The 18,168-nt window shown below is 70.3% G+C and carries 17 protein-coding genes and 2 tRNA genes; 10 read left to right on the top strand and 9 right to left on the bottom strand.

The annotated features are described in order from the left end of the window. Positions 1–7 precede the first annotated feature (7 nt). The 5 genes from hadB to AC5Y4Q_RS10675 all read right to left on the bottom strand — a co-directional run bounded on the left by hadB (position 8) and on the right by AC5Y4Q_RS10675 (position 1,307). Positions 8–436 (bottom strand): (3R)-hydroxyacyl-ACP dehydratase subunit HadB, encoded by a 429-nt coding sequence (hadB, locus tag AC5Y4Q_RS10695; RefSeq protein ID WP_064924201.1) that lies wholly within the window; start codon positions 434–436, stop codon positions 8–10. Further along, positions 423–899: a (3R)-hydroxyacyl-ACP dehydratase subunit HadA gene (gene hadA, locus AC5Y4Q_RS10690; protein WP_064924200.1), complete on the bottom strand. Its 477-nt coding sequence runs from the start codon at positions 897–899 to the stop codon at positions 423–425. The genes hadB and hadA overlap by 14 nt, the downstream gene beginning before the upstream one ends. Positions 900–911: 12 nt before the next feature. Beyond that, positions 912–1,079, bottom strand: a complete 168-nt coding sequence (gene rpmG, locus AC5Y4Q_RS10685) for a 50S ribosomal protein L33 (RefSeq protein WP_013827599.1) — start codon at positions 1,077–1,079, stop codon at positions 912–914. 43 nt (positions 1,080–1,122) lie between these two features. Next, positions 1,123–1,196, bottom strand: a tRNA-Met gene (locus AC5Y4Q_RS10680). 38 nt (positions 1,197–1,234) lie between these two features. Next, positions 1,235–1,307: transfer RNA gene (locus AC5Y4Q_RS10675), tRNA-Thr, on the bottom strand. Positions 1,308–1,479: 172 nt separating this feature from the next. Between AC5Y4Q_RS10675 and AC5Y4Q_RS10670 the strand changes: the two genes are divergently transcribed. Then, positions 1,480–2,196, top strand: coding sequence for an MBL fold metallo-hydrolase (locus tag AC5Y4Q_RS10670; RefSeq protein WP_064924199.1), 717 nt, complete (start codon positions 1,480–1,482; stop codon positions 2,194–2,196). 11 nt (positions 2,197–2,207) lie between these two features. Further along, positions 2,208–3,038 (top strand): DUF8453 domain-containing protein, encoded by an 831-nt coding sequence (locus AC5Y4Q_RS10665; protein WP_064924198.1) that lies wholly within the window; start codon positions 2,208–2,210, stop codon positions 3,036–3,038. Between the two features lie 5 nt (positions 3,039–3,043). On the opposite strand, the gene AC5Y4Q_RS10660 is transcribed toward AC5Y4Q_RS10665, so the two are convergent. After that, entirely contained in the window at positions 3,044–4,102 is a 1,059-nt protein-coding gene (locus AC5Y4Q_RS10660) for a patatin-like phospholipase family protein (RefSeq protein ID WP_064924197.1), read from the bottom strand. A gap of 3 nt (positions 4,103–4,105) precedes the next feature. Further along, positions 4,106–4,555 carry a cyanase gene (gene cynS / locus AC5Y4Q_RS10655; RefSeq protein WP_442929158.1) on the bottom strand — a complete coding sequence of 150 codons (450 nt, stop codon included), beginning with the start codon at positions 4,553–4,555 and terminating at the stop codon, positions 4,106–4,108. A gap of 102 nt (positions 4,556–4,657) precedes the next feature. On the opposite strand from cynS, the gene AC5Y4Q_RS10650 reads away from it, so the two are divergent. The 4 genes from AC5Y4Q_RS10650 to AC5Y4Q_RS10635 are packed head-to-tail and all read left to right on the top strand — an operon-like array spanning position 4,658 to position 7,138. Beyond that, complete coding sequence (locus AC5Y4Q_RS10650; protein ID WP_499958901.1) at positions 4,658–5,164, top strand: protein disulfide oxidoreductase; 507 nt, start codon at positions 4,658–4,660, stop codon at positions 5,162–5,164. Further along, positions 5,161–6,003: a cytochrome c biogenesis CcdA family protein gene (locus AC5Y4Q_RS10645; RefSeq protein ID WP_064924194.1), complete on the top strand. Its 843-nt coding sequence runs from the start codon at positions 5,161–5,163 to the stop codon at positions 6,001–6,003. The genes AC5Y4Q_RS10650 and AC5Y4Q_RS10645 overlap by 4 nt, the downstream gene beginning before the upstream one ends. 9 nt (positions 6,004–6,012) lie before the next feature. Further along, a complete protein-coding gene (locus tag AC5Y4Q_RS10640) occupies positions 6,013–6,528 on the top strand; it encodes a hypothetical protein (RefSeq protein WP_064924193.1) in 516 nt (171 codons plus the stop codon). Continuing rightward, the gene (locus AC5Y4Q_RS10635) at positions 6,521–7,138 is read left to right on the top strand and encodes an RES family NAD+ phosphorylase (RefSeq protein WP_109535781.1); all 618 of its coding nucleotides are present in this window, start codon (positions 6,521–6,523) and stop codon (positions 7,136–7,138) included. Before AC5Y4Q_RS10640 ends, AC5Y4Q_RS10635 begins: the two co-directional genes overlap by 8 nt. A 324-nt stretch (positions 7,139–7,462) precedes the next feature. Here AC5Y4Q_RS10635 and AC5Y4Q_RS10630 read toward each other — a convergent pair whose 3' ends face one another. Beyond that, on the bottom strand, positions 7,463–8,236 hold the full coding sequence (locus AC5Y4Q_RS10630) for a class I SAM-dependent methyltransferase (RefSeq protein ID WP_125225999.1): 774 nt from the start codon (positions 8,234–8,236) through the stop codon (positions 7,463–7,465). After that, positions 8,214–9,338, bottom strand: coding sequence for a 6-phosphofructokinase (locus AC5Y4Q_RS10625; RefSeq protein WP_125225998.1), 1,125 nt, complete (start codon positions 9,336–9,338; stop codon positions 8,214–8,216). Before AC5Y4Q_RS10625 ends, AC5Y4Q_RS10630 begins: the two co-directional genes overlap by 23 nt. A 53-nt stretch (positions 9,339–9,391) precedes the next feature. On the opposite strand from AC5Y4Q_RS10625, the gene recC reads away from it, so the two are divergent. From recC to AC5Y4Q_RS10605, 4 genes are all read left to right on the top strand, one after another. Beyond that, entirely contained in the window at positions 9,392–12,682 is a 3,291-nt protein-coding gene (gene recC / locus AC5Y4Q_RS10620; RefSeq protein ID WP_125225997.1) for an exodeoxyribonuclease V subunit gamma, read from the top strand. Continuing rightward, positions 12,679–15,963, top strand: a complete 3,285-nt coding sequence (recB, locus tag AC5Y4Q_RS10615; RefSeq protein WP_499958897.1) for an exodeoxyribonuclease V subunit beta — start codon at positions 12,679–12,681, stop codon at positions 15,961–15,963. The genes recC and recB overlap by 4 nt, the downstream gene beginning before the upstream one ends. Next, positions 15,960–17,708 (top strand): exodeoxyribonuclease V subunit alpha, encoded by a 1,749-nt coding sequence (recD, locus tag AC5Y4Q_RS10610; protein ID WP_064921001.1) that lies wholly within the window; start codon positions 15,960–15,962, stop codon positions 17,706–17,708. Before recB ends, recD begins: the two co-directional genes overlap by 4 nt. Positions 17,709–17,811: 103 nt before the next feature. Further along, on the top strand, positions 17,812–18,120 hold the full coding sequence (locus AC5Y4Q_RS10605) for a hypothetical protein (RefSeq protein WP_064921000.1): 309 nt from the start codon (positions 17,812–17,814) through the stop codon (positions 18,118–18,120). Positions 18,121–18,168: the final 48 nt, after the last annotated feature.

Below are 18,168 nucleotides of genomic sequence, written 5' to 3'. Positions count from 1 at the left end.
GCTTCCCCTAGGCCAACTTCGCCGAGGCGACCGCCCGTCCGAAGATCTTCTTGCCGCCGGTGGTGGCGGTGAGCGCGATCGTCACCGACTTGGATTCGGGGTCGACGGACTTCACCCGGCCGGTGAAGGTGATCTCGGCGCCCTTGCCGTCGTTGGGCACCGGCACCACGGAGGTGAACCGGACGTTGTACTCGGTCACCGCCCCCGGGTCCCCCACCCACGACGTGATGTAGCCGCCGCCGAGCCCCATGGTCAGCATGCCGTGAGCGATCGCGGTGTCCAGGCCGACCTGCTGCGCGATCTCGTCATCCCAGTGGATCGGGTTCAAGTCCCCGGACACCCCGGCATAGTTCACCAGATCCTGTCGGGTCAGGGCGATGACCCGCTCCGGCAGTTGATCGCCGACCTTGACCGAACTGAACTCACGCAGTGCCATCGGTGAAACCCTTTTCTCCCTCGCCGGCCCGTCCCGCCAGCGTCGTGTACGTCTCCTGCACGATCTCACCGGCCTCGTTGGTGACCACTTGCCTGGTCATGATGATGTCGGTGCCGTGCGCGCGGCGAACCGATTCGACCGAGAGATCGCAGTACAGCCGGTCGCCCTCGGTGACCGGTTTGTGATACGCGAGCTTCTGGTCGACCTGGACGATCTGGGCGTCATCGGTGGTGACACCGACGTGGTCGAAGAACGCCGAGATCGCCTTGTGGCCGAAGACCGAGATGTAGGTCAGCGAGGCCACCAGCCCGTCGTAGCCGAGTTCGCCGGCCGCACGCAGGTCGAAGCTGGCCGGATCCACGGCTTTGACGGCGCGCGCGTACTCCCGGATCTTCTCCCGATCCACCTCGTAATAGTCGGGGTAGCGGTAGTGCGCCCCGGCGAGGCGCTCGGCCAACGACACGGTTCGCGTTTCCTAGCGGGATTCGCGGTGCGACTGGTGCTTGCCGCAGTTGGGGCAGAACTTCTTCAGCTCCAGCCGGTCTGGGTCGTTGCGGCGGTTTTTCTTGGTGATGTAGTTGCGGTGCTTGCACACCTCACAGGCCAAGGTGATCTTCGGCCGCACATCGGTGCTGGAGGCCACGTCAGCTGCCCTCTTTCGTCTGTTGTTGCGCTGGTTCTCGTAGTAGCGATGGCCGGACTTGAACCGGCGACCTAACGATTATGAGTCGTTCGCTCTAACCAACTGAGCTACATCGCCGCGGGTAATACACCTGCCAGCAGGCCCGGCGTCCACCGAGCCCCCTAACGGAATCGAACCGTTGACCTTTTCCTTACCATGGAAACGCTCTGCCGACTGAGCTAAGGGGGCCTCACCCACGGCGGCCCTGCGGCGCCGTAAGCCTGTAGAAGGTTACAACCTCGGCCACGAGGTCACCAAACCGCAATGGCTGATGCCGGTCGCGGTCGGCGTTACCGGCCGGGACGTGCCCGCTGCGCCCGGCTCCGCCGTGCCGGCAATCGCCTGCCTTAGGCTGGAGGGCGTGCCCGAATCCGACCGGCTGTATTTCCGCCAGCTGCTCTCCGGACGCGATTTCGCGGTCGGGGACCCGATGGCCACTCAGATGCGCAATTTCGCGTACCTGATCGGCGACCGGCAGACCGGCGACGCCGTGGTGGTGGACCCGGCCTACGCCGCCGGGGACCTGCTCGACGCGATCGAGGCCGACGGCATGCGGCTGTCGGGTGTGCTGGTCACACACCACCACCCCGACCACGTCGGCGGGTCGATGATGGGATTCGAGCTCAAGGGCCTCGCCGAGCTACTGGAGCGTACAAGCGTTCCGGTTCACGTAAATACCCATGAGGCGCAATGGGTTTCGCGCATCACCGGGATCGCGATGACGGACCTGACCGCACATGAGCACGGCGACAAGGTCAGCATCGGCGACATCGAGATCGAGCTGCTGCACACGCCCGGGCACACCCCGGGCAGTCAGTGCTTTTTGCTGGACGGCCGGCTCGTCGCCGGCGACACGTTGTTCCTGGAGGGCTGCGGCCGCACCGATTTCCCCGGTGGTGACTCCGACGAGATGTACCGCAGCCTGCAGCAGCTGGCCGCCCTGCCCGGTGATCCGACGGTCTTTCCCGGTCACTGGTATTCGGCCGACCCGAGCGCTGCGCTCTCCGAGGTCAAGCGATCCAACTACGTATTCAGCGCCGGAAGCCTGGACCGGTGGCGCATGCTGATGGGCGGATGAGGGGATAGCCGATGGGAGCAGTCGAGGACCGCTGGTACGACGTCACCCACGCGGGGCCGGAGGCGTGGCTGGCGGGCGCCGCCTGGGTGGCGATCGCGATCACCGTGCTGGCGCTGTTCTATCTGAACCGGCAATTGCAGCGCAACCGCCGGGCTGCCGCCGAGCAGACCCGCCCGCACGTGGCCATGTTCATGGAGCCGCACGCCGCGGACTGGCACGTCATCGAGCTGGTGGTCCGCAACTTCGGCAAGACCGCCGCCTATGACATCAGCTTCTCCTTCGCCCAGCCGCCGACCGTGGCCCGCTACGAGACGGCGTCCGACGGCTACGCCGACGTGGTCGCCTTGCAGCTGCCCGAGGAGCTGACGGTGCTGGCACCGAATCAGGAGTGGCGCACGGTGTGGGACTCGGCGATCGACCGGGCCGAGCTCGGTGAGGGCATCGAGTCGCGGTTCACCGGGACGGTCAGCTACTACGACACCCCCGAGGAGCCCAAGGGCTGGTTCGGGCGCGGCAAGCGCAACCGCTACGAGAACAAGGTGACGCTCGACTGGGGGGATCTGCCTCCGGTGCGCCGCGTCGAGTTGATGACGACGCACGACCTGGCCAAGCGGGAGAAACAGAAGCTTGAGCTGCTGCGCAGCCTGCTCAGTTACTTCCATTACGCCAGCAAGGAGACCCGTCCGGACGTGTTCCGCAGCGAGATCGAGCGGATCAACGGTGCGGCCCGCGAGATCCAGGACCGGTTGCGCGGTCGCGAGCAGCTCGACGGCGCCGGCAATACCGACATCACGGTGCGGCTCGGCGACGCCAGCGCCGAACTGGGCAAGCACCGCCACTAAAGCCTTCAGTCGGCGCCGGGCGGGTCCCCGTTGGGGTAGTGCGACACCCGGAACCGCTCCAGGTAGGCGGGCCAGTCCCAGGTCGTCAGGAACTCCTGCGTCGCCGTGTAGCCGTTCTCGTAGAGCTCTGCGAGCCGGGCGCGGGAGATCCCGAAGTCCAGCACGCCGACGTCGATCGGGTTGACCTTGATGGCGCGCACACTGACCCAGGGCTGGTTCAGATAGGTCTGGTCGTGGCCGATCAGCAGGGTGCTGATCAGGTTCTCCAGCAGCCGCGACTGCCCGAACATGCGCAGCGGCCGCAGGCCCGGGACCATGTCGCCGATATCGCCGCCGGACAGCTCGGGCACCACCGTCACCCCGAAGGTCGGCCACAGCGGTGGGCGGCCGTCGAGCCGGTCGAACGTGTAGATCGGGAAGTTCGACAGCACCCCGCCGTCGACCAGGGTGGATCGCCGCCCAGCGGCGCTGGTCAGGGTCATCGGGCGGTAGAAGAACGGCACCGACATCGAGGCGCGCACCGCATCGGCGACGGACTGCTCGTCGGGGTCCAGGCCGTACACCCGCCGGTAGTCCCACGGCAGCCGCACCAGCTGCCCGGTCGTCACGTCGGTGACGGTGACCACCGCGCGGTAGCGCCGCTCACGCAACAGGTTGTCGTCGTCGTAGGCCAGGTCACCCCAAGTGTGCACCCCCAGGTTCGCCAGTTCAGCGCGGATCCAGTCGTGGGCGACATCGCCGCGGTACAGGCCGCTGTCGCGCAGGAACCCGTAGGCCGCGCCCAGCAGCGGGACCGGTACCTCGGTGTCGCGCCAGGTGTGCAGCGGCACCGACAGCGCCAGTTCCTTGATCTGCGCCGGGTTCAGCTGATCGCCCTGGGCGGCGGCCGCCAGGACGGTGCCCACCACCGAACCGCCGGAGACCCCGGAGATGCGCTGCACCGAGTACCCGGCATCCATCAGCGCGACCACCGCCCCGACCAGCCCGACGAACCGCACTCCCCCGCCGGACAGCACCAGGTCGGCGGTGAGCGGCGGGGCCTGCTGCGATCGGCGGGTGGTCATCGGTCAGTCCGCGGAATTCCACTCGTAGGGCAGGAATTTGCCGTCGAAGGTGATCACCACCCGATCCCCGCCCGGATGGGTCTTCTTGTCGATGTCCACGCTGAAATTGATCGCGCTCATGATGCCGTCACCGAACTGTTCATGGATCAGTTCCTTGATCGCCGGGCCGTAAACCCCCAGCGCCTCGTAGAGCCGGTAGATGGTCGGGTCGGTGGGCACCTGGGGCTGCTGGCCGCGCACCGGCACCGCGGCCAGCACCGGCACCACCGAGCGATCCAGGCCCAACAAGTCGGCCAGGATTTCGCCCAGCTCGGCCGGGATGGGCTGCTGGCCCAACAGCGCCGAGGTGGTCCACACCACCGGCTTCTTGATCGCCTCAGCCAACTCCTGCCAGGTCAGGCCCTTGGCCAGCCGGGCGGCCACGATCTGCTCGGTGATCTCGCGTCGGTTCATGGCCTCCAGCATGCCCGTGTCGCTCGGCGTTCGAAATAGCGACGCGGGTTCTCCCCCGCCGGCGACCTTGGGCCCGCGAGAAGCGCTGGCATACTCGGCGGCATGCCCCACGCCAAGGTCGCTGGACTGCGCCTGCTGATCGCCGTATTCATCGCCACGATGGCCCTGCTGGCCGCCGGCTGCGGTTCGCGGACGACCGTCGAGGGCACCCAGCTCGACTTCACCGCCCAAACCCTTGACGGCCGGGCGTTCTCCGGTTCGAGCCTCAACGGCAGGCCGGCGGTGCTGTGGTTCTGGGCGCCATGGTGTCCCATCTGCCAGAAGGACGCGCCGCTGGTCGCGCGGGTGGCCGCCGCCTATCCGGCGGTGACGTTCGTCGGGGTGGGCGCCCGCGACCAGCTGGGCGCGCTGCAGCAGTTCACCGCCAAGTACGGCGTCGACGGCTTTACCGAGCTGAACGACGCCGACGCCGCGGTATGGGCCAGGTTCGGCGTGACCCGCCAGCCGGCGTACGCCTTCATCAGCCCGGACGGCCAGGTCGAGGTGGTGAAGGGCTCGCTGCCCGAAGCCGAGCTGAGCGCGCGGGTGCAGGCGCTGACGCAGTCGTGATCGACTCGGCCACACTGAGTTTCGCTCTCGGCGCCGGTCTGGTGGCGGCGCTGAACCCGTGTGGTTTCGCGTTTCTGCCGGGATACCTGGGTTTGGTGATCGCCGACAGCCGGGGCACCTCGCGCCCGGCAGCGCTGGCCCGGGCCGCTGCGGCGACGGTGACGATGGCGGCCGGATTCCTGACGGTGTTCGGGATCTTCGGGCTGGCGGTGTCGCCGCTGATCGCCTCGGCGCAGAAATACCTGCCGTTCGCCACCGTGGTCATCGGCGTGCTGCTGCTGGCGATGGGCGCCTGGCTGCTGTCGGGCCGCGACATCTCGGTGCTGCTGCCCAAGATGGCGGGCGGGACACCCACCGCGCGGCTGGGGTCGATGTACGGCTACGGCGTCGGCTACGCGATCGCCTCGCTGTCGTGCACGATCGCACCGTTTCTCGCGGTGATCAGTACCACCTTCCAACAGGGGTCGCCCCTGGCCGGGGTGCTGGCGTTCGTCGCCTACGCCGCCGGCATGAGCGTCACCGTCGGGGTCGCGGCGCTGGCGGTGGCCCTGGCCGGCTCCTCGGCGAGTACGGCGCTGCGCCGGGTGCTGCCGTATGTGGGCCGCATCGCCGGGGTGATCGTGCTGCTGACCGGCGTGTACGTCACCTACTACGGCTACTACGAGATCCGGTTGTACTTCTCCGGCGCCGACGCCGACGATCCGGTGATCCGCGCGGCCGGCGCAGTGCAGTCCTGGCTCGCCGATCGGGTCGACGCGCTGGGTGTCTGGCCGCTACTGGCGGTGATCCTCGCACTGGCGTCTGTTTCAATTGTTTCAATACTGCGCCGACGCGGGTAGTATGAACCCATGCCCACCGCCGTTGCACCGATCGCCCGCCAGGTCGCCGAACGCGCCCGCGCCGATGCCGGGTTCGCCCAGGTGCTCGACGCCCTGCTGGAAGCCCCGACTGCGCCGCAGGGCACCTTGGAGCGCATCGCCGCCCACGCGCTGAACGACCAGCGCCGCGCCGCCCTCATCGACGACTTCGTCGCCGGGGCGCTGCCTACCCCGAAGGTCCAGGCGCTGCTGCGGCTGGGCACGCCGCAGGCCGTGCACCGGCTGCGCAGCCGCGGCAGGCTGATCGGCGCGGCCGTGGGCAACCAGACCTGGTTCCCGGCCTGGCAATTCGACGACGCCCGGATGCGCGCCGACCTGCCCGAGATCCTGGAGTTGCTGGGCCGGTTCACCACCGACGCGCTGGCCGCCGACCGGATCATGCGGCTCACCCATGACGAGCTGGGCGGCGTCTCGATCGCCGAGGCGCTGCGCCATCCCGACACCGCGGCGGCTGCCCGGCGGATGCTCACCGCGCTCGGTGCCTGAGCTTCCCGCCGGCTACCGGGCTCCGCTGCCCGAGACTCGGCCGACCGGGCTGCGCCGCCGGCGGATCACCGCCGGGACCCAGCTGTGGCGCCTGGACGCCGAGCATCCGGGCGCCTGGACGTGGGAGGGGTTCGCCGCACCGCGCTATCGCTTCGATCCGCCGTCCGGGGCTTTCCGCACCCGTTATGCCGCAACCGATCTGCTCGGGGCGTTCCGGGAGCGCTACCGGCTGACGGGGTTGATGATCCCGGCCGACCACGCCGGCCACCACCTGGTGCGGCTGACCGCGGCCCGGCATCTGCGGGTGCTCGACCTGCGTACCGAACGCAACCTGGACGCCCTCGGTGTCGACGACCAGATCAGCACCGGCCAGCACGACGCGGTGTGGGCCACCTGCCAGCAACTCGCCGATGCGGTGCGGCGCTGGTGGCCCGAGCCCGAGGAATGCCCGGACGCGATCGTCTACCGGTCGCGCACCACGCCGGAGACTTCGGTGAACTATGCCTTCTTCGCCGTCGAGGCGTTCGAGGTGCAGGCGTGGCCGCTGTCGCAGCGTCCGGATGTGACGGTGGATCTGGTGTTGCGGCATGGGTTTACGGTGGGGTATTGAGCGTTTCTCGCCCGCCCCGTTCGTCACTGCCACCACAGCCGTCTCCACGCCAGGAGATAGGGGTGTTGCCCGGCTTTCAGCGACAACTGCGATTATGTCAATCTGGCTGCGGCGGCGGCCAATTCCCGTCGCGCCCCGCCCCGCTCGAAGCACCGCCGCACCGCCGCGCCCCGCTCGAAGCACCCCGCCCCGCCGCGCCCCGCTCGAAGCACCGCCGCACCGGCGCCCGCCCGGACCTGACATAACGTGCCTTGTCGCTGAAAGCCGGGCACACATCACCTCCCCGCCCCCGTCGTCGCCCGGGCACGGCCGGACCGCCCGACCTCAACCCGGCTTCGTCGCGGTGACCAACCGGGTCGCGGCCCACGGCCCGCCGTACCACATCCGCCAACCCAGGCTGCGCCAACTCACCTCGGCCCAGCCGATTTCGCGTAACTGGGTGGCATGCCCCCGGATCCCCCACAGGTCGGCGATCGCCAGCCGGCCACCGGGACGCAGCACCCGCGCGGCCTCGGTGAGCGCCTGGCGGCGCCCGTCGGCGCTCGCAATGTTGTGGATCGCCAGATTGGACACCACGACGTCGACGCTGGCGTCGGCCAGCGGCAGGGCGGTCATGTCGCCGGTGCGCACCTCGACTCGCTCGGCCACACCCTCGAGTGCGGCATTGGCCAGGGTGGCGGCCGCGGAGTTGCCCGTTTGGTCGGCCTGCCACAGGTCGACGCCGATCACCCGGCCGTCGGGCAGCCGCTTGGCCGCGGCGCACAGCACCGCACCGCGTCCGCAGCCCATGTCGAGCACCGTTTCGCTACCGCGCAGCCGCAGGCCGTCGAGGATGCGTTCCCAAACCGCGAACTTGCCGGCCCGGGTGGCGTGCCAGTACAGCCCGACCTGGGCGAGGATGCCGGCGTCGAGCACGATTGCCGCCACGGCAGCCCAGTGCGGTCCGCGGGCCAAGGCGAAGCCGGCGTAGATCGCCAGCGCAGCGCAGCCGAGCCCCAAGACGGCGAGCTGCCCGCCGAGCGGCACCCGGTGAAACGATCCGTCGATTCCGTAGTCGCCCCGACGCGTCGCCGACTCAGCCACGCCCAACCTCCTCATCGCCGAACCGGATGCCCATGTCGCGTGCGGTCTGGATCGAATCGCAGTCCGGCGGAACGGTTTTCTGCCGGCTGATGGCTTCAGCCAGCGGCACATAGTCCACCGTCGGCGGGTTGAGCGCCACCATCACCCCGCTGTGTCCCTCATCGAGGGCACGCACCGCAGCGGCCCCGAACCGTAGCCCCAGCAGCCGGTCCAGTGACGTCGGCGATCCGCCGCGCAGCAGGTGACCGAGCACCACCGCGCGCGATTCCCGCCCGGTCAGCGCCTCGAGTTCGGCGGCCACCTTGGCGCCGATCCCGCCCAGCCGCTCGGCCTGACCCACCGCCTTGGCCGCCACCGTGCGCTGCCCGCCCACCGGTGTGGCGCCCTCGGCGACGCAGACGATCGAATACGTCGAACCGCGTTGTGCGCGTTGGTTGATCAGCTCGGCGATCGGTTCGAGGCGGTACGGGATCTCCGGGATCAAGATGGCGTGCACCCCGGAGGCCATGCCGGCGTGCAGGGCGATCCAGCCGGCGTAGCGGCCCATCACCTCCACCACGATGATCCGGCTGTGCGACGTGGCGGTGGAGAACAGCCGGTCGATGCACTCCGAAGCGAACCCGACGGCACTGTCGAAACCGAACGTCGACGCGGTGCGGTCCAGGTCGTTGTCGATGGTCTTGGGCACCCCGACCAGCCGCAGCCCGGCCTTGTGCAGGTGGTTGCCGATCGTCAGGGACCCGTCGCCGCCGACGGTGACCAGCGCGTCGATCCCGCGGTCAGCGAAGCGCCCGAGCAACTCCTCGGTGCGGTCGACCTCGGCCCAGGTGCCGTCGGCCTGCTGCACCGGGTAGGCGATCGGGTTGCCGCGATTGGTGCTGCCCAGGATGGTGCCGCCCTGATGAATGATGCCGCGCACCCGGTCGCGGGTCAGCTCGATCAGCCCGCCGTCGGGGTAGTCGTCGCTCAGCAGCATCCCGTTGAAGCCGTCGCGGATGCCGACGACGTCCCAGCCGCGGTTGCGGGCGGCCAAGGTGGTGGCGTAGATGACGGCGTTGAGGCCCGGAGCGTCGCCACCGCCGGTGCTGATCGCGATGCGTTTGATGCCGGAGGACACCTCGCCTAGCCTACGAGGCCGCACTGTCGGGGTGGCGGTTTATGGTGGCCGCGATGGGATTGCACCTGCACCGGGCCGAACGCACCGACGCCCTCGTCGTCGGATTGGGCGCGCTGCTGGCGACGCCGCCGGCGGACCCGTTCACCCAGGAACTGGTGCTGGTGCCGGCCCGCGGAGTGGAGCGCTGGCTGTCCCAGCGGTTGTCGCATGTGCTCGGCGCCGGTTGCGGCGGCGACGGAGTCTGCGCCGGGGTCCAGTTTCGCAACCCCGGGTCGTTGATCGCCGAGATCACCGGAACCGCCGAGGATGATCCGTGGTCACCGGAGGCGATGAGCTGGCCGCTGCTGTCGGTGATCGACGCCAGCCTCGACGAGCCCTGGTGTGCCACGCTGGCAACCCATCTGGGTCATTTCCACACCGGTGAGGACGCACAGGTGCGGCGCGGCCGCCGCTACGCGGTCGCCCGGCGGCTGGCCGGGCTGTTCGCCTCCTACGCCCGCGAGCGGCCCGGCATGCTGGCCGACTGGCTCGACGGCGGATCCGGTGACGGCGCCGGCGGGCAACTGGACTCCGATCTGGCCTGGCAGCCGCCGCTGTGGCGGGCGCTGGCCGCAGCGGTTCCGGCCGAACCCCCGCACCTGCGGCATCGCCAGGCCGTCGATCGGCTGCACAAGGCGGCGGCCGGGCTGCCGGCTCGGCTGTCGCTGTTCGGGCATACCCGGTTGTCGTACACCGACATCGAGTTGTTGGACGCGTTGGCCACCCACCACGAGCTGCATCTGTGGCTGCCGCATCCCTCCGATGTGCTGTGGCGGGCGCTGAGCGGGGTGCATGGTGCGGTACCGCGCGCCACCGACCAAAGCCGGCACCGCGCCCACCATCCGCTGCTGCAGACCCTGGGCCGCGATCTGCGCGAGCTGCAGCGCGCCCTGCCCGCAACCCCGGCCAGCGATCAATACCATGGCGCTGCACACCAATCCGACACGCTGCTGGGGTGGCTGCAGGCCGACATCGCCGCCAACGCGGTACGCCCGGACGGGCGCTCGGTAACACCAACGGACCGGTCGGTTCAGGTGCACGCCTGCCACGGCCCGGCTCGCCAGGTCGACGTGCTGCGCGAGGTGCTGCTCGGCCTGCTCGAAGACGACCCGACACTGCAACCGCGCGACATCGTGGTGATGTGCCCGGACATCGAAAGCTATGCGCCGCTGATCGTCGCCGGCTTCGGCCTCGGTGAGCTGGTCGGCGACAACCATCCGGCGCACCTGCTGCGAGTGCAGTTGGCCGACCGGGCGCTCACCCAGACCAACCCGCTGCTGGGGGTCGCCGAGCAGCTGCTGGATATCGCCGACAGCCGCGCCACCGCCAGCGCGGTGCTCAACGTGGCGCAGGCCGCGCCGGTGCGGGCGCGGTTCGCGTTCACCGACGACGACCTGGAGGACATCACCGCGTGGGTGCAGGAAGCCAACGTGCGGTGGAGTTTCGACGCGGCGCACCGGGAGCCGTACGGCCTCAACAGCATTCAGCACAACACCTGGCGATTCGGGTTGGACCGGATCCTGACCGGGGTGGTGATGTCCCAAGACTCCCGGGCGTGGCTGGGTACTGCGCTGCCGCTCGATGATGTCGGCAGCAATCGGGTGGAGCTGGCCGGGCGGCTCGCCGAGTTCGTCGACCGGCTGCAGACGGCCGCCGACACGCTCAGCGGGGCGCGGCCGCTCTCCGAATGGATCACCGCCCTGATCGACGGGGTGACCGCCCTGACCCGGGTCGGCATCGACGACGGCTGGCAGGTCGGCCAGCTGCAGCGGGAGCTGTCGGAGGTGGTGGTCGAGGCGGGTTCGCACGCCGGCACCGCGCTGCAGCTCTCCGACGTGCGGGCCCTGCTCGCCGGGCGCCTGGCCGGCCGGCCCACCCGGGCGAACTTCCGCACCGGCGGGCTGACGGTGTGCACCATGGTGCCGATGCGTTCGGTGCCACATCGGGTGGTGTGTCTGGTCGGTCTCGACGACGGGGTGTTTCCCCGTGTCGATCACATCGACGGCGACGACGTGCTGTGCCGCCGCCCGCTGACCGGGGAACGCGACGTCCGTGCCCAAGACCGGCAACTGCTGCTCGATGCGGTGTGTGCGGCCACCGAGACACTGGTCATCACCTACGCCGGCGCCGACGAGAGCACCGGCAAGGTGCGCCCGCCGGCGGTGCCGCTCGCCGAGCTGCTCGACGCGCTCGACGCGACCACGCCTGAGCCGGTTCGCGACCACGTCGTGGTGCGGCACCCGTTGCAGCCCTTCGACATCCGTAACGTCCAGCCGGGCGAGCTGGGTGTACCCGGTCAGCCGTTCACGTTCGACCCGACGGCGCTGACCGCCGCCGAGGCCGCCGCCGGGAAACGCACCGACCCCACTGACACCTTCGCCGCGGTGCTGCCGCCGCCCCCGGCTTCCGACGTCGAACTCGATGAGCTGACGCGCTTCTTCAAGGATCCGGTCAAGGGCTACTTTCGGGCCTTGGACTACACCCTGCCGTGGGACGTCGAGGGGGTGGAGGACGCCATGCCCGTCGAGATCGACAGCCTCAAGCAGTGGACGGTCGGCGACCGGATGCTCGCCGACATGCTCGCCGGCATGCACCCTGACGACGCCGCGAACGCCGAATGGCGGCGCGGCACCCTGCCGCCCGGCCGGCTCGGCATGCGCACCGCCTGCGAGATCCGCGACCTGTCCCGCGCGCTCGCCGAGGCCGCGTTCGGTCACCGCGTCGGGGACCCGCAGGCCTACGATGTCGACGTCGACCTCCCGGGCCGGCGGCTGACCGGCACCGTGTCCGGGGTCTATCGCGGCCGCACCGTCACGGTGGTCTATTCGCGGCTGGCCGCAAAACATGTGCTGGCGTCCTGGATTCCGTTGCTGGCACTGGCCGCCCAACACCCCGGTACCCAATGGAGCGCGGTGTGCATCGGCCGGGGGGTGGGCCGCAACCACATCCGGCAGCGGCTTCTCGTCGCGCCCCCGGAGCCGGCCGCGGTGCTCGCTGCTCTGGTGGCGATCTACGACGCCGGCCGGCGCGAGCCATTACCGCTACCGCTGGCCACATCGTGCGCCTGGGCGTCGGCCCGGCGCGAGAACGAGGACCCGCTCGAGGCGGCCCGGCAGGTCTGGGGCGGCAAGTTCGGGGAGTGCACCGATGCCGCCCACATCAAGGTGTGGGGTCCGAACACCCCGCTGGACACGCTGCTCGGCGTCCCCCGCCCGGGCGAGGAGGTCACCGGGGAGGGCACCCGGTTGGGGGCGCTGGCGGTGCGGCTGTGGGCGCCGCTGCTCAGCGCGGAGGTGCTCTCGTGACGAATCGCTTCGATCTGTTGGGGCCGCTGCCCACCGCGCGGTCCACCGTGGTGCTGGAAGCCAGCGCCGGCACCGGCAAGACGTTCACCCTGGCCGGCCTGGTCACCCGCTATCTGGCCGAGGGCGTGGCGACGGTGGATCAGCTGCTGCTGATCACCTTCGGCCGGGTGGCCAGCCGGGAATTGCGCGAGCGGGTCCGCGACCAGATCGCTGACGCCCTGGCAGTGCTGGAGAGCCGCCGCGAGCCCACCAACGACCTGGAGTCGCACCTGCTGGACACCGGCGACGCGGCGCAGCGCTGCCTCCGATTGCGGGACGCGCTGGCCGATTTCGACGCCGCCACGATCGTGACCATCCACCAGTTCTGCGCGATGGTGCTGAAATCGCTGGGGGTCGCCGGTGACACCGCCTCATCGGCGACCCTGGTGGAAAGCCTCACCGATCTGGTCACCGAGATCGTCGACGATTACTACCTGGCCCATTTCGGCAACGACGAGAACCCCCCGCCGCTGACCCGCAAAGGAGCAATCGAGCTGGCCACCCAGGTCGTCGAAGATCCCGCCGCGCAACTGCGCCCCGCCGGCCCCGACCCGCGGTCCGAGGCGGGGGTTCGGCTGGCGTTCGCCGAGGCGGTGCTCGACGAGCTGGCGCACCGCAAGCGCCGGCGGGGCATCCTCGGCTACAACGATCTGCTGACCCGGCTGGCCGAAGCCCTGCAGCGCACCGGCTCCGACGCCGCGGACCGGATGCGCCGGCGCTGGCAGATCGTGATGGTCGACGAGTTCCAGGACACCGACCCGGTGCAGTGGCAGGTGATCGACCGGGCCTTCACCGGCCATTCCACGCTGGTACTGATCGGTGACCCCAAGCAGGCCATCTACGGCTTCCGCGGCGGCGACATCTACACCTACCTGGCCGCCGTCCGCGCCGCCGACCAGCGCACCCTGGCCACCAACTACCGCAGCGACAAGGTGCTCGTCGACAGCCTGCAGACCGTGCTGGCCGGCGCGCAGTTGGGCCACCCCGAGATCACCGTGCCGCCGGTCGAGGCCCACCGTGGCGGGCATCGCTTGAGCGGGGCGCCGCGCAACGCCCCGTTCCGGCTGCGGGTCGTCAAGCGGCCCACCCTGGGCCGGCAGGGCCTCGACAGCCTGCTGATCGGCCCACTGCGCAACCACATCCCGGCTGACCTGGCCGCCGACATCGGCGCCCTGCTGAACTCCGGCGCCCGCTATGACGACCGGCCGGTGCGCGCCGGGGACATCGCGGTCCTCGTCGAGCAGCACCAGGATGCGGCGTTGTGCCGCGACGCGCTGACCAAGCTCGGCATCCCGGTCGTCTACACCGGCGACACCGACGTGTTCGCCTCCCGGGCCGCCGAGGACTGGCTGTGCCTGCTGGAGGCGTTCGACCAGCCGGGCCGCACCGGGCTGGTCCGCGCGGCGGCCTGCACGATGTTCTTCGGCGAGACCGCCGAATCCCTGGCCCGCGGCGGTGACCAGCTCACCGACCGGGTCACCCAAACGCTGCGCGAGTGGGCCGACCACGTCCGGTTACGCGGCGTCGCCGCGGTGTTGGAGGCCGCCCAGCTCGCCGGGATGGGACGGCGGGTGCTCAGCCAGCGCGGCGGTGAGCGGCACATGACGGATCTGGCGCACATCGGTCAGCTGCTGCACGAAACTGCGCACGCCGATCGGCTCGGCCTGCCGGCGCTGCGGGACTGGCTGCGCCGCCAGCGTGAAGACCGCACCGGCGCCACCGAGCGCAACCGCCGCCTGGACAGTGACGCCGGTGCCGTGCAGATCATGACGGTGTTCGCCGCCAAGGGCCTGCAGTTCCCGATCGTCTACCTGCCCTTCATGTTTCGCCGCCACATCGGCGACAAGGGCAACCTGCTCTACCACGAAGTCGGGGCCGACGGCGCCGAGGTGCGCTGCCTGCACATCGGCGGCCGGCCGGACGCGCAGGTCAAAGAACTGCACCGGCTGGAAGAAGCGCTCGACCACATCCGCATCACCTATGTCGCGTTGACCCGGGCCCAGTCCCAGGTGATCGCCTGGTGGGCACCGGCCGGCGACGAGATCAACGGCGGTCTGTCGCGGTTGCTGCGCGGCCGGGCGCCGGGGCAGGCCGAGGTGCCCGACCGGTGCGCGGCGCGGATCTCCGACGACGACGCCGAGGTGATCTTTCAGAGCTGGCAGGCCGTGGGTGGGCCGGTGGTGGAGGAGTCGGTGATCGGGCCGCCGACGCCGGCGGTGCCCCGCGAGGTGCCCGGTGAACTGGCGGTCCGCCACTTCCACCGCCACATCGACACCGGGTGGCGGCGTACCTCCTATTCGGCGCTGATCCGCGGCGCCGATGAGGCCCGAACTGACGCCGGGGTGCACAGTGAGCCCGAGGCCCACACCCGCGACGACGAATCCGAAGACGTCACCGTCCTGCAGGCGGCCGCCGACACCGGCGTCGAGCTGCGCTCGCCGATGGCGGATCTGCCCGGCGGCACGACGTTCGGGTCGCTCGTGCACGCGGTGCTGGAGACCGCCGACCCGTTCGCCGGGGATCTGGCCGCTGAGCTGACACAACGGGTGCGGGTCCACGAACCGTGGTGGCCGATCGGAGTCGACGCCGAGGTGCTGGCGACGGCGCTGGTGCCGCTGCACGACACCCCGCTCGGGCCGCTGGCCGACGGCCTGACGCTGCGACAGATCGGAACGGCGGATCGGTTGCGGGAGTTGGATTTCGAGATCCCGTTGGCCGGTGGCGACTCCCCTGGGGCGGCGCCGCAGGTGCGGGTCGCCGATGTGGGGGCGTTGCTGCGCGAGCACCTGGCCCCCGAGGATCCGTTCGCCGGCTACGCCGATCGGCTGGAATCCGATGCCCTCGGTGGCCAGTCGCTGCGGGGGTATCTGTCCGGGTCGCTGGACGTGGTGCTGCGCCTGCCGGATCAGCGCTATCTGGTGGTCGACTACAAGACCAACAACCTGGGCGAGACGGCCGCCGACTACAGCTTTCCCCGGATGGCCGAGGCGATGCTGCACTCGGATTATCCGTTGCAGGCATTGCTGTATACCGCCGTGCTGCACCGGTTTTTGCGGTGGCGCCAGCCGGGCTATGACCCGCAGCGGCATCTGGGCGGGGTGCTGTATCTGTTCGTGCGCGGCATGTGCGGACCCGACACCCCGATTCTCGCTCGCCATCCCGCCGGGGTGTTCAGCTGGCAGCCGCCGGCCGCGCTGGTGATCGCCCTGTCGGACCTGCTGCATCAGGGAGTGGCCGCATGAGCCTGACCATCGATGATCCGTGGTCCTGCCGGGTGGCCCTCACTGCGACCGGCCTGCTGCGCGAGTTCAACGAGGCCGGCGTGCTCGACGCCGCGGATGTGCACACCGCCCGTCGGGTGTGCGCACTGGGCGGCGAGGCCGACGAAACCGTCGCGCTCGCAGTTGCATTGGCGGTGCGGGCGTTGCGCACCGGGTCGGTCTGCGTGGAGTTGGCCACGGTGGCGGCCGGCATCGACCTGCCGGAGCTGGCGTGGCCGGATCCGGTGACGTGGCTGGCAGCGGTGCGGAACAGCACTCTGGTGACCAAGCAGGTGCTGCGGCTGTACGCCGACCGGCTGCTGTATCTGGACCGGTATTGGCGCGAGGAGGAGCAGGTCTGCGCTGACCTGCTGGCGCTGTCCACGCCGCACGCCGAGCCGGCCGAGCCGGCGGCGTTCGCGCGGTTGTTCCCGCCGCAGTTCCGCGAACAACGCGGCGCCGCCGAGATCGCACTGACCCAGGCCGTCACGGTGCTGACCGGTGGCCCGGGCACCGGCAAGACCACCACGGTGGCCCGGCTGCTGGCGTTGCTGGCCGAGCAGGCCGAGGTGTCCGGACGCCCGGGTCTGCGGATCGCGCTGGCCGCACCGACGGGCAAGGCCGCGGCCCGGCTGACCGAGGCGGTCGCCGGGGAGGTGGCCGGGCTCGCCGAAGTGGACCGGGCCCGGCTGGCGGGGTTGCAGGCCAGCACCCTGCACTCGCTGCTGGGTGCGCGGCCGGGAAACGGGGCGCGGTTCAAGCACAATCGCGGCAACCGGCTGCCGCACGATGTGATCGTGGTCGACGAGACGTCGATGGTGTCGCTGACGATGATGGCCCGGTTGCTGGAGGCGGTGCGGCCGACCGCCCGGCTGATCCTGGTGGGCGACCCCGACCAGCTGGCGTCGGTGGAGGCCGGGGCGGTGCTGGCCGACCTGGTGGACGGTCTGGCCGCGCGGCCGGGCACCCGGGTGGCGACGTTGCTGACCGCGCACCGCTACAAGAAGCCGATCGGTGAGCTGGCGGCGGCAATCCGCGCCGGTGACGGCGACACGGTGATCTCGCTGCTGCGTTCCGGCGACGAGCACCGGGAATGGATCGACGCGGCAAGTCCGGCAGCGCTGGCCGATGCGTTGGCGGCGATCGCGGTGCCGCACGCTGTGCGGGTGCGCCAGGCGGCGCTGCTCGGCGACGCCCGCGAGGCGTTGCGCAATCTCGATGAGCACCGGCTGCTGTGCGCGCACCGCGACGGCCCGCACGGGGCGAATCACTGGAACCGTCAGCTGCGGCGCTGGGTCTCCGAGCAGACCGGGGATCCGGTGTGGGCGGATTGGTATGCCGGGCGGCCGCTGCTGATCACCGCCAACGACTACGGGCTGGGCGTGCGCAACGGCGACACCGGGGTGGTGGTGGCGCGCAATGAAGGGCTGCGCGCGGTGATCGCGACGGCGTCGGGCCCGGTGGATTTCGCCACCGGCCGGCTCTCCGACGTCGACAGCATGTATGCGATGACCATCCACAAGAGCCAGGGCAGCGAGGCGGACGTGGTGACCGTGCTGATGCCGCCGGTTGAGTCGCGGCTGCTGACCCGCGAGCTGTTCTACACCGCGGTGACCCGCGCCAAGCACAAGGTGCGGGTGGTCGGGTCCGAGGAGGAGATCCGGGCCGCGCTGGATCGCCGGGCGATGCGGGCGTCCGGGCTGGCCTTGCGGCTGCGGGAGGCCTGAGCTCGGCCTCGTACTGCGCGGCCGGCGCCGTTGGCCTGCCGACCGTATCCCCGGGCCGGTAGTTGCCCGCGATGTGTCACACCCCCGGATTACCGTCGCGAGCATGGGGAAACGCAGACAGTCCAACAGCGACGGAGCGGGGCTGGTCATCCTGGTGCTCATCGCGGTGCTGTGGTGGCTGCGCTGGATCATCCTCACCGCGGCGGTGATCGCCCTGGTGGTTGTTCTCGCGCGATGGTCGGTGCGCCTTTACCACGCGCACCGTAGCGCCGAGCGGGCCCGGTTGCGCGAGATCCGGCAGCGCGCCGACATTCAGAACGCGCAGGTGTTGCGCGGTGATCCGCACGGGTTCTACGGGCGCTATCCGCTGCCGGATCCGGAGTTGATTCCGCGCTGGTACCGGGCCGGGTAAGCGACGTCGCCGGCGGCGAACCATCAGGGCAGTCGCCCGCCTATCAGC

Source organism: Mycobacterium sp. NGS16, from assembly GCF_059813225.1.
This window is presented reverse-complemented; position numbering and strand designations above follow the sequence as displayed.

Bases quoted from the DNA above. Each gene is read 5' to 3' on its own strand.
- cynS (WP_442929158.1), bottom strand. From the start codon at position 4,555: ATGAACCGACGCGAGATCACCGAGCAGATCGTGGCCGCCCGGCTGGCC.
- AC5Y4Q_RS10640 (WP_064924193.1), top strand. From the start codon at position 6,013: ATGCCCACCGCCGTTGCACCGATCGCCCGCCAGGTCGCCGAACGCGCC.
- hadB (WP_064924201.1), bottom strand. From the start codon at position 436: ATGGCACTGCGTGAGTTCAGTTCGGTCAAGGTCGGCGATCAACTGCCG.
- AC5Y4Q_RS10605 (WP_064921000.1), top strand. From the start codon at position 17,812: ATGGGGAAACGCAGACAGTCCAACAGCGACGGAGCGGGGCTGGTCATC.
- AC5Y4Q_RS10660 (WP_064924197.1), bottom strand. From the start codon at position 4,102: ATGACCACCCGCCGATCGCAGCAGGCCCCGCCGCTCACCGCCGACCTG.
- recD (WP_064921001.1), top strand. From the start codon at position 15,960: ATGAGCCTGACCATCGATGATCCGTGGTCCTGCCGGGTGGCCCTCACT.
- recC (WP_125225997.1), top strand. From the start codon at position 9,392: ATGGGATTGCACCTGCACCGGGCCGAACGCACCGACGCCCTCGTCGTC.
- AC5Y4Q_RS10665 (WP_064924198.1), top strand. From the start codon at position 2,208: ATGGGAGCAGTCGAGGACCGCTGGTACGACGTCACCCACGCGGGGCCG.
- AC5Y4Q_RS10650 (WP_499958901.1), top strand. From the start codon at position 4,658: ATGCCCCACGCCAAGGTCGCTGGACTGCGCCTGCTGATCGCCGTATTC.
- AC5Y4Q_RS10630 (WP_125225999.1), bottom strand. From the start codon at position 8,236: ATGAGGAGGTTGGGCGTGGCTGAGTCGGCGACGCGTCGGGGCGACTAC.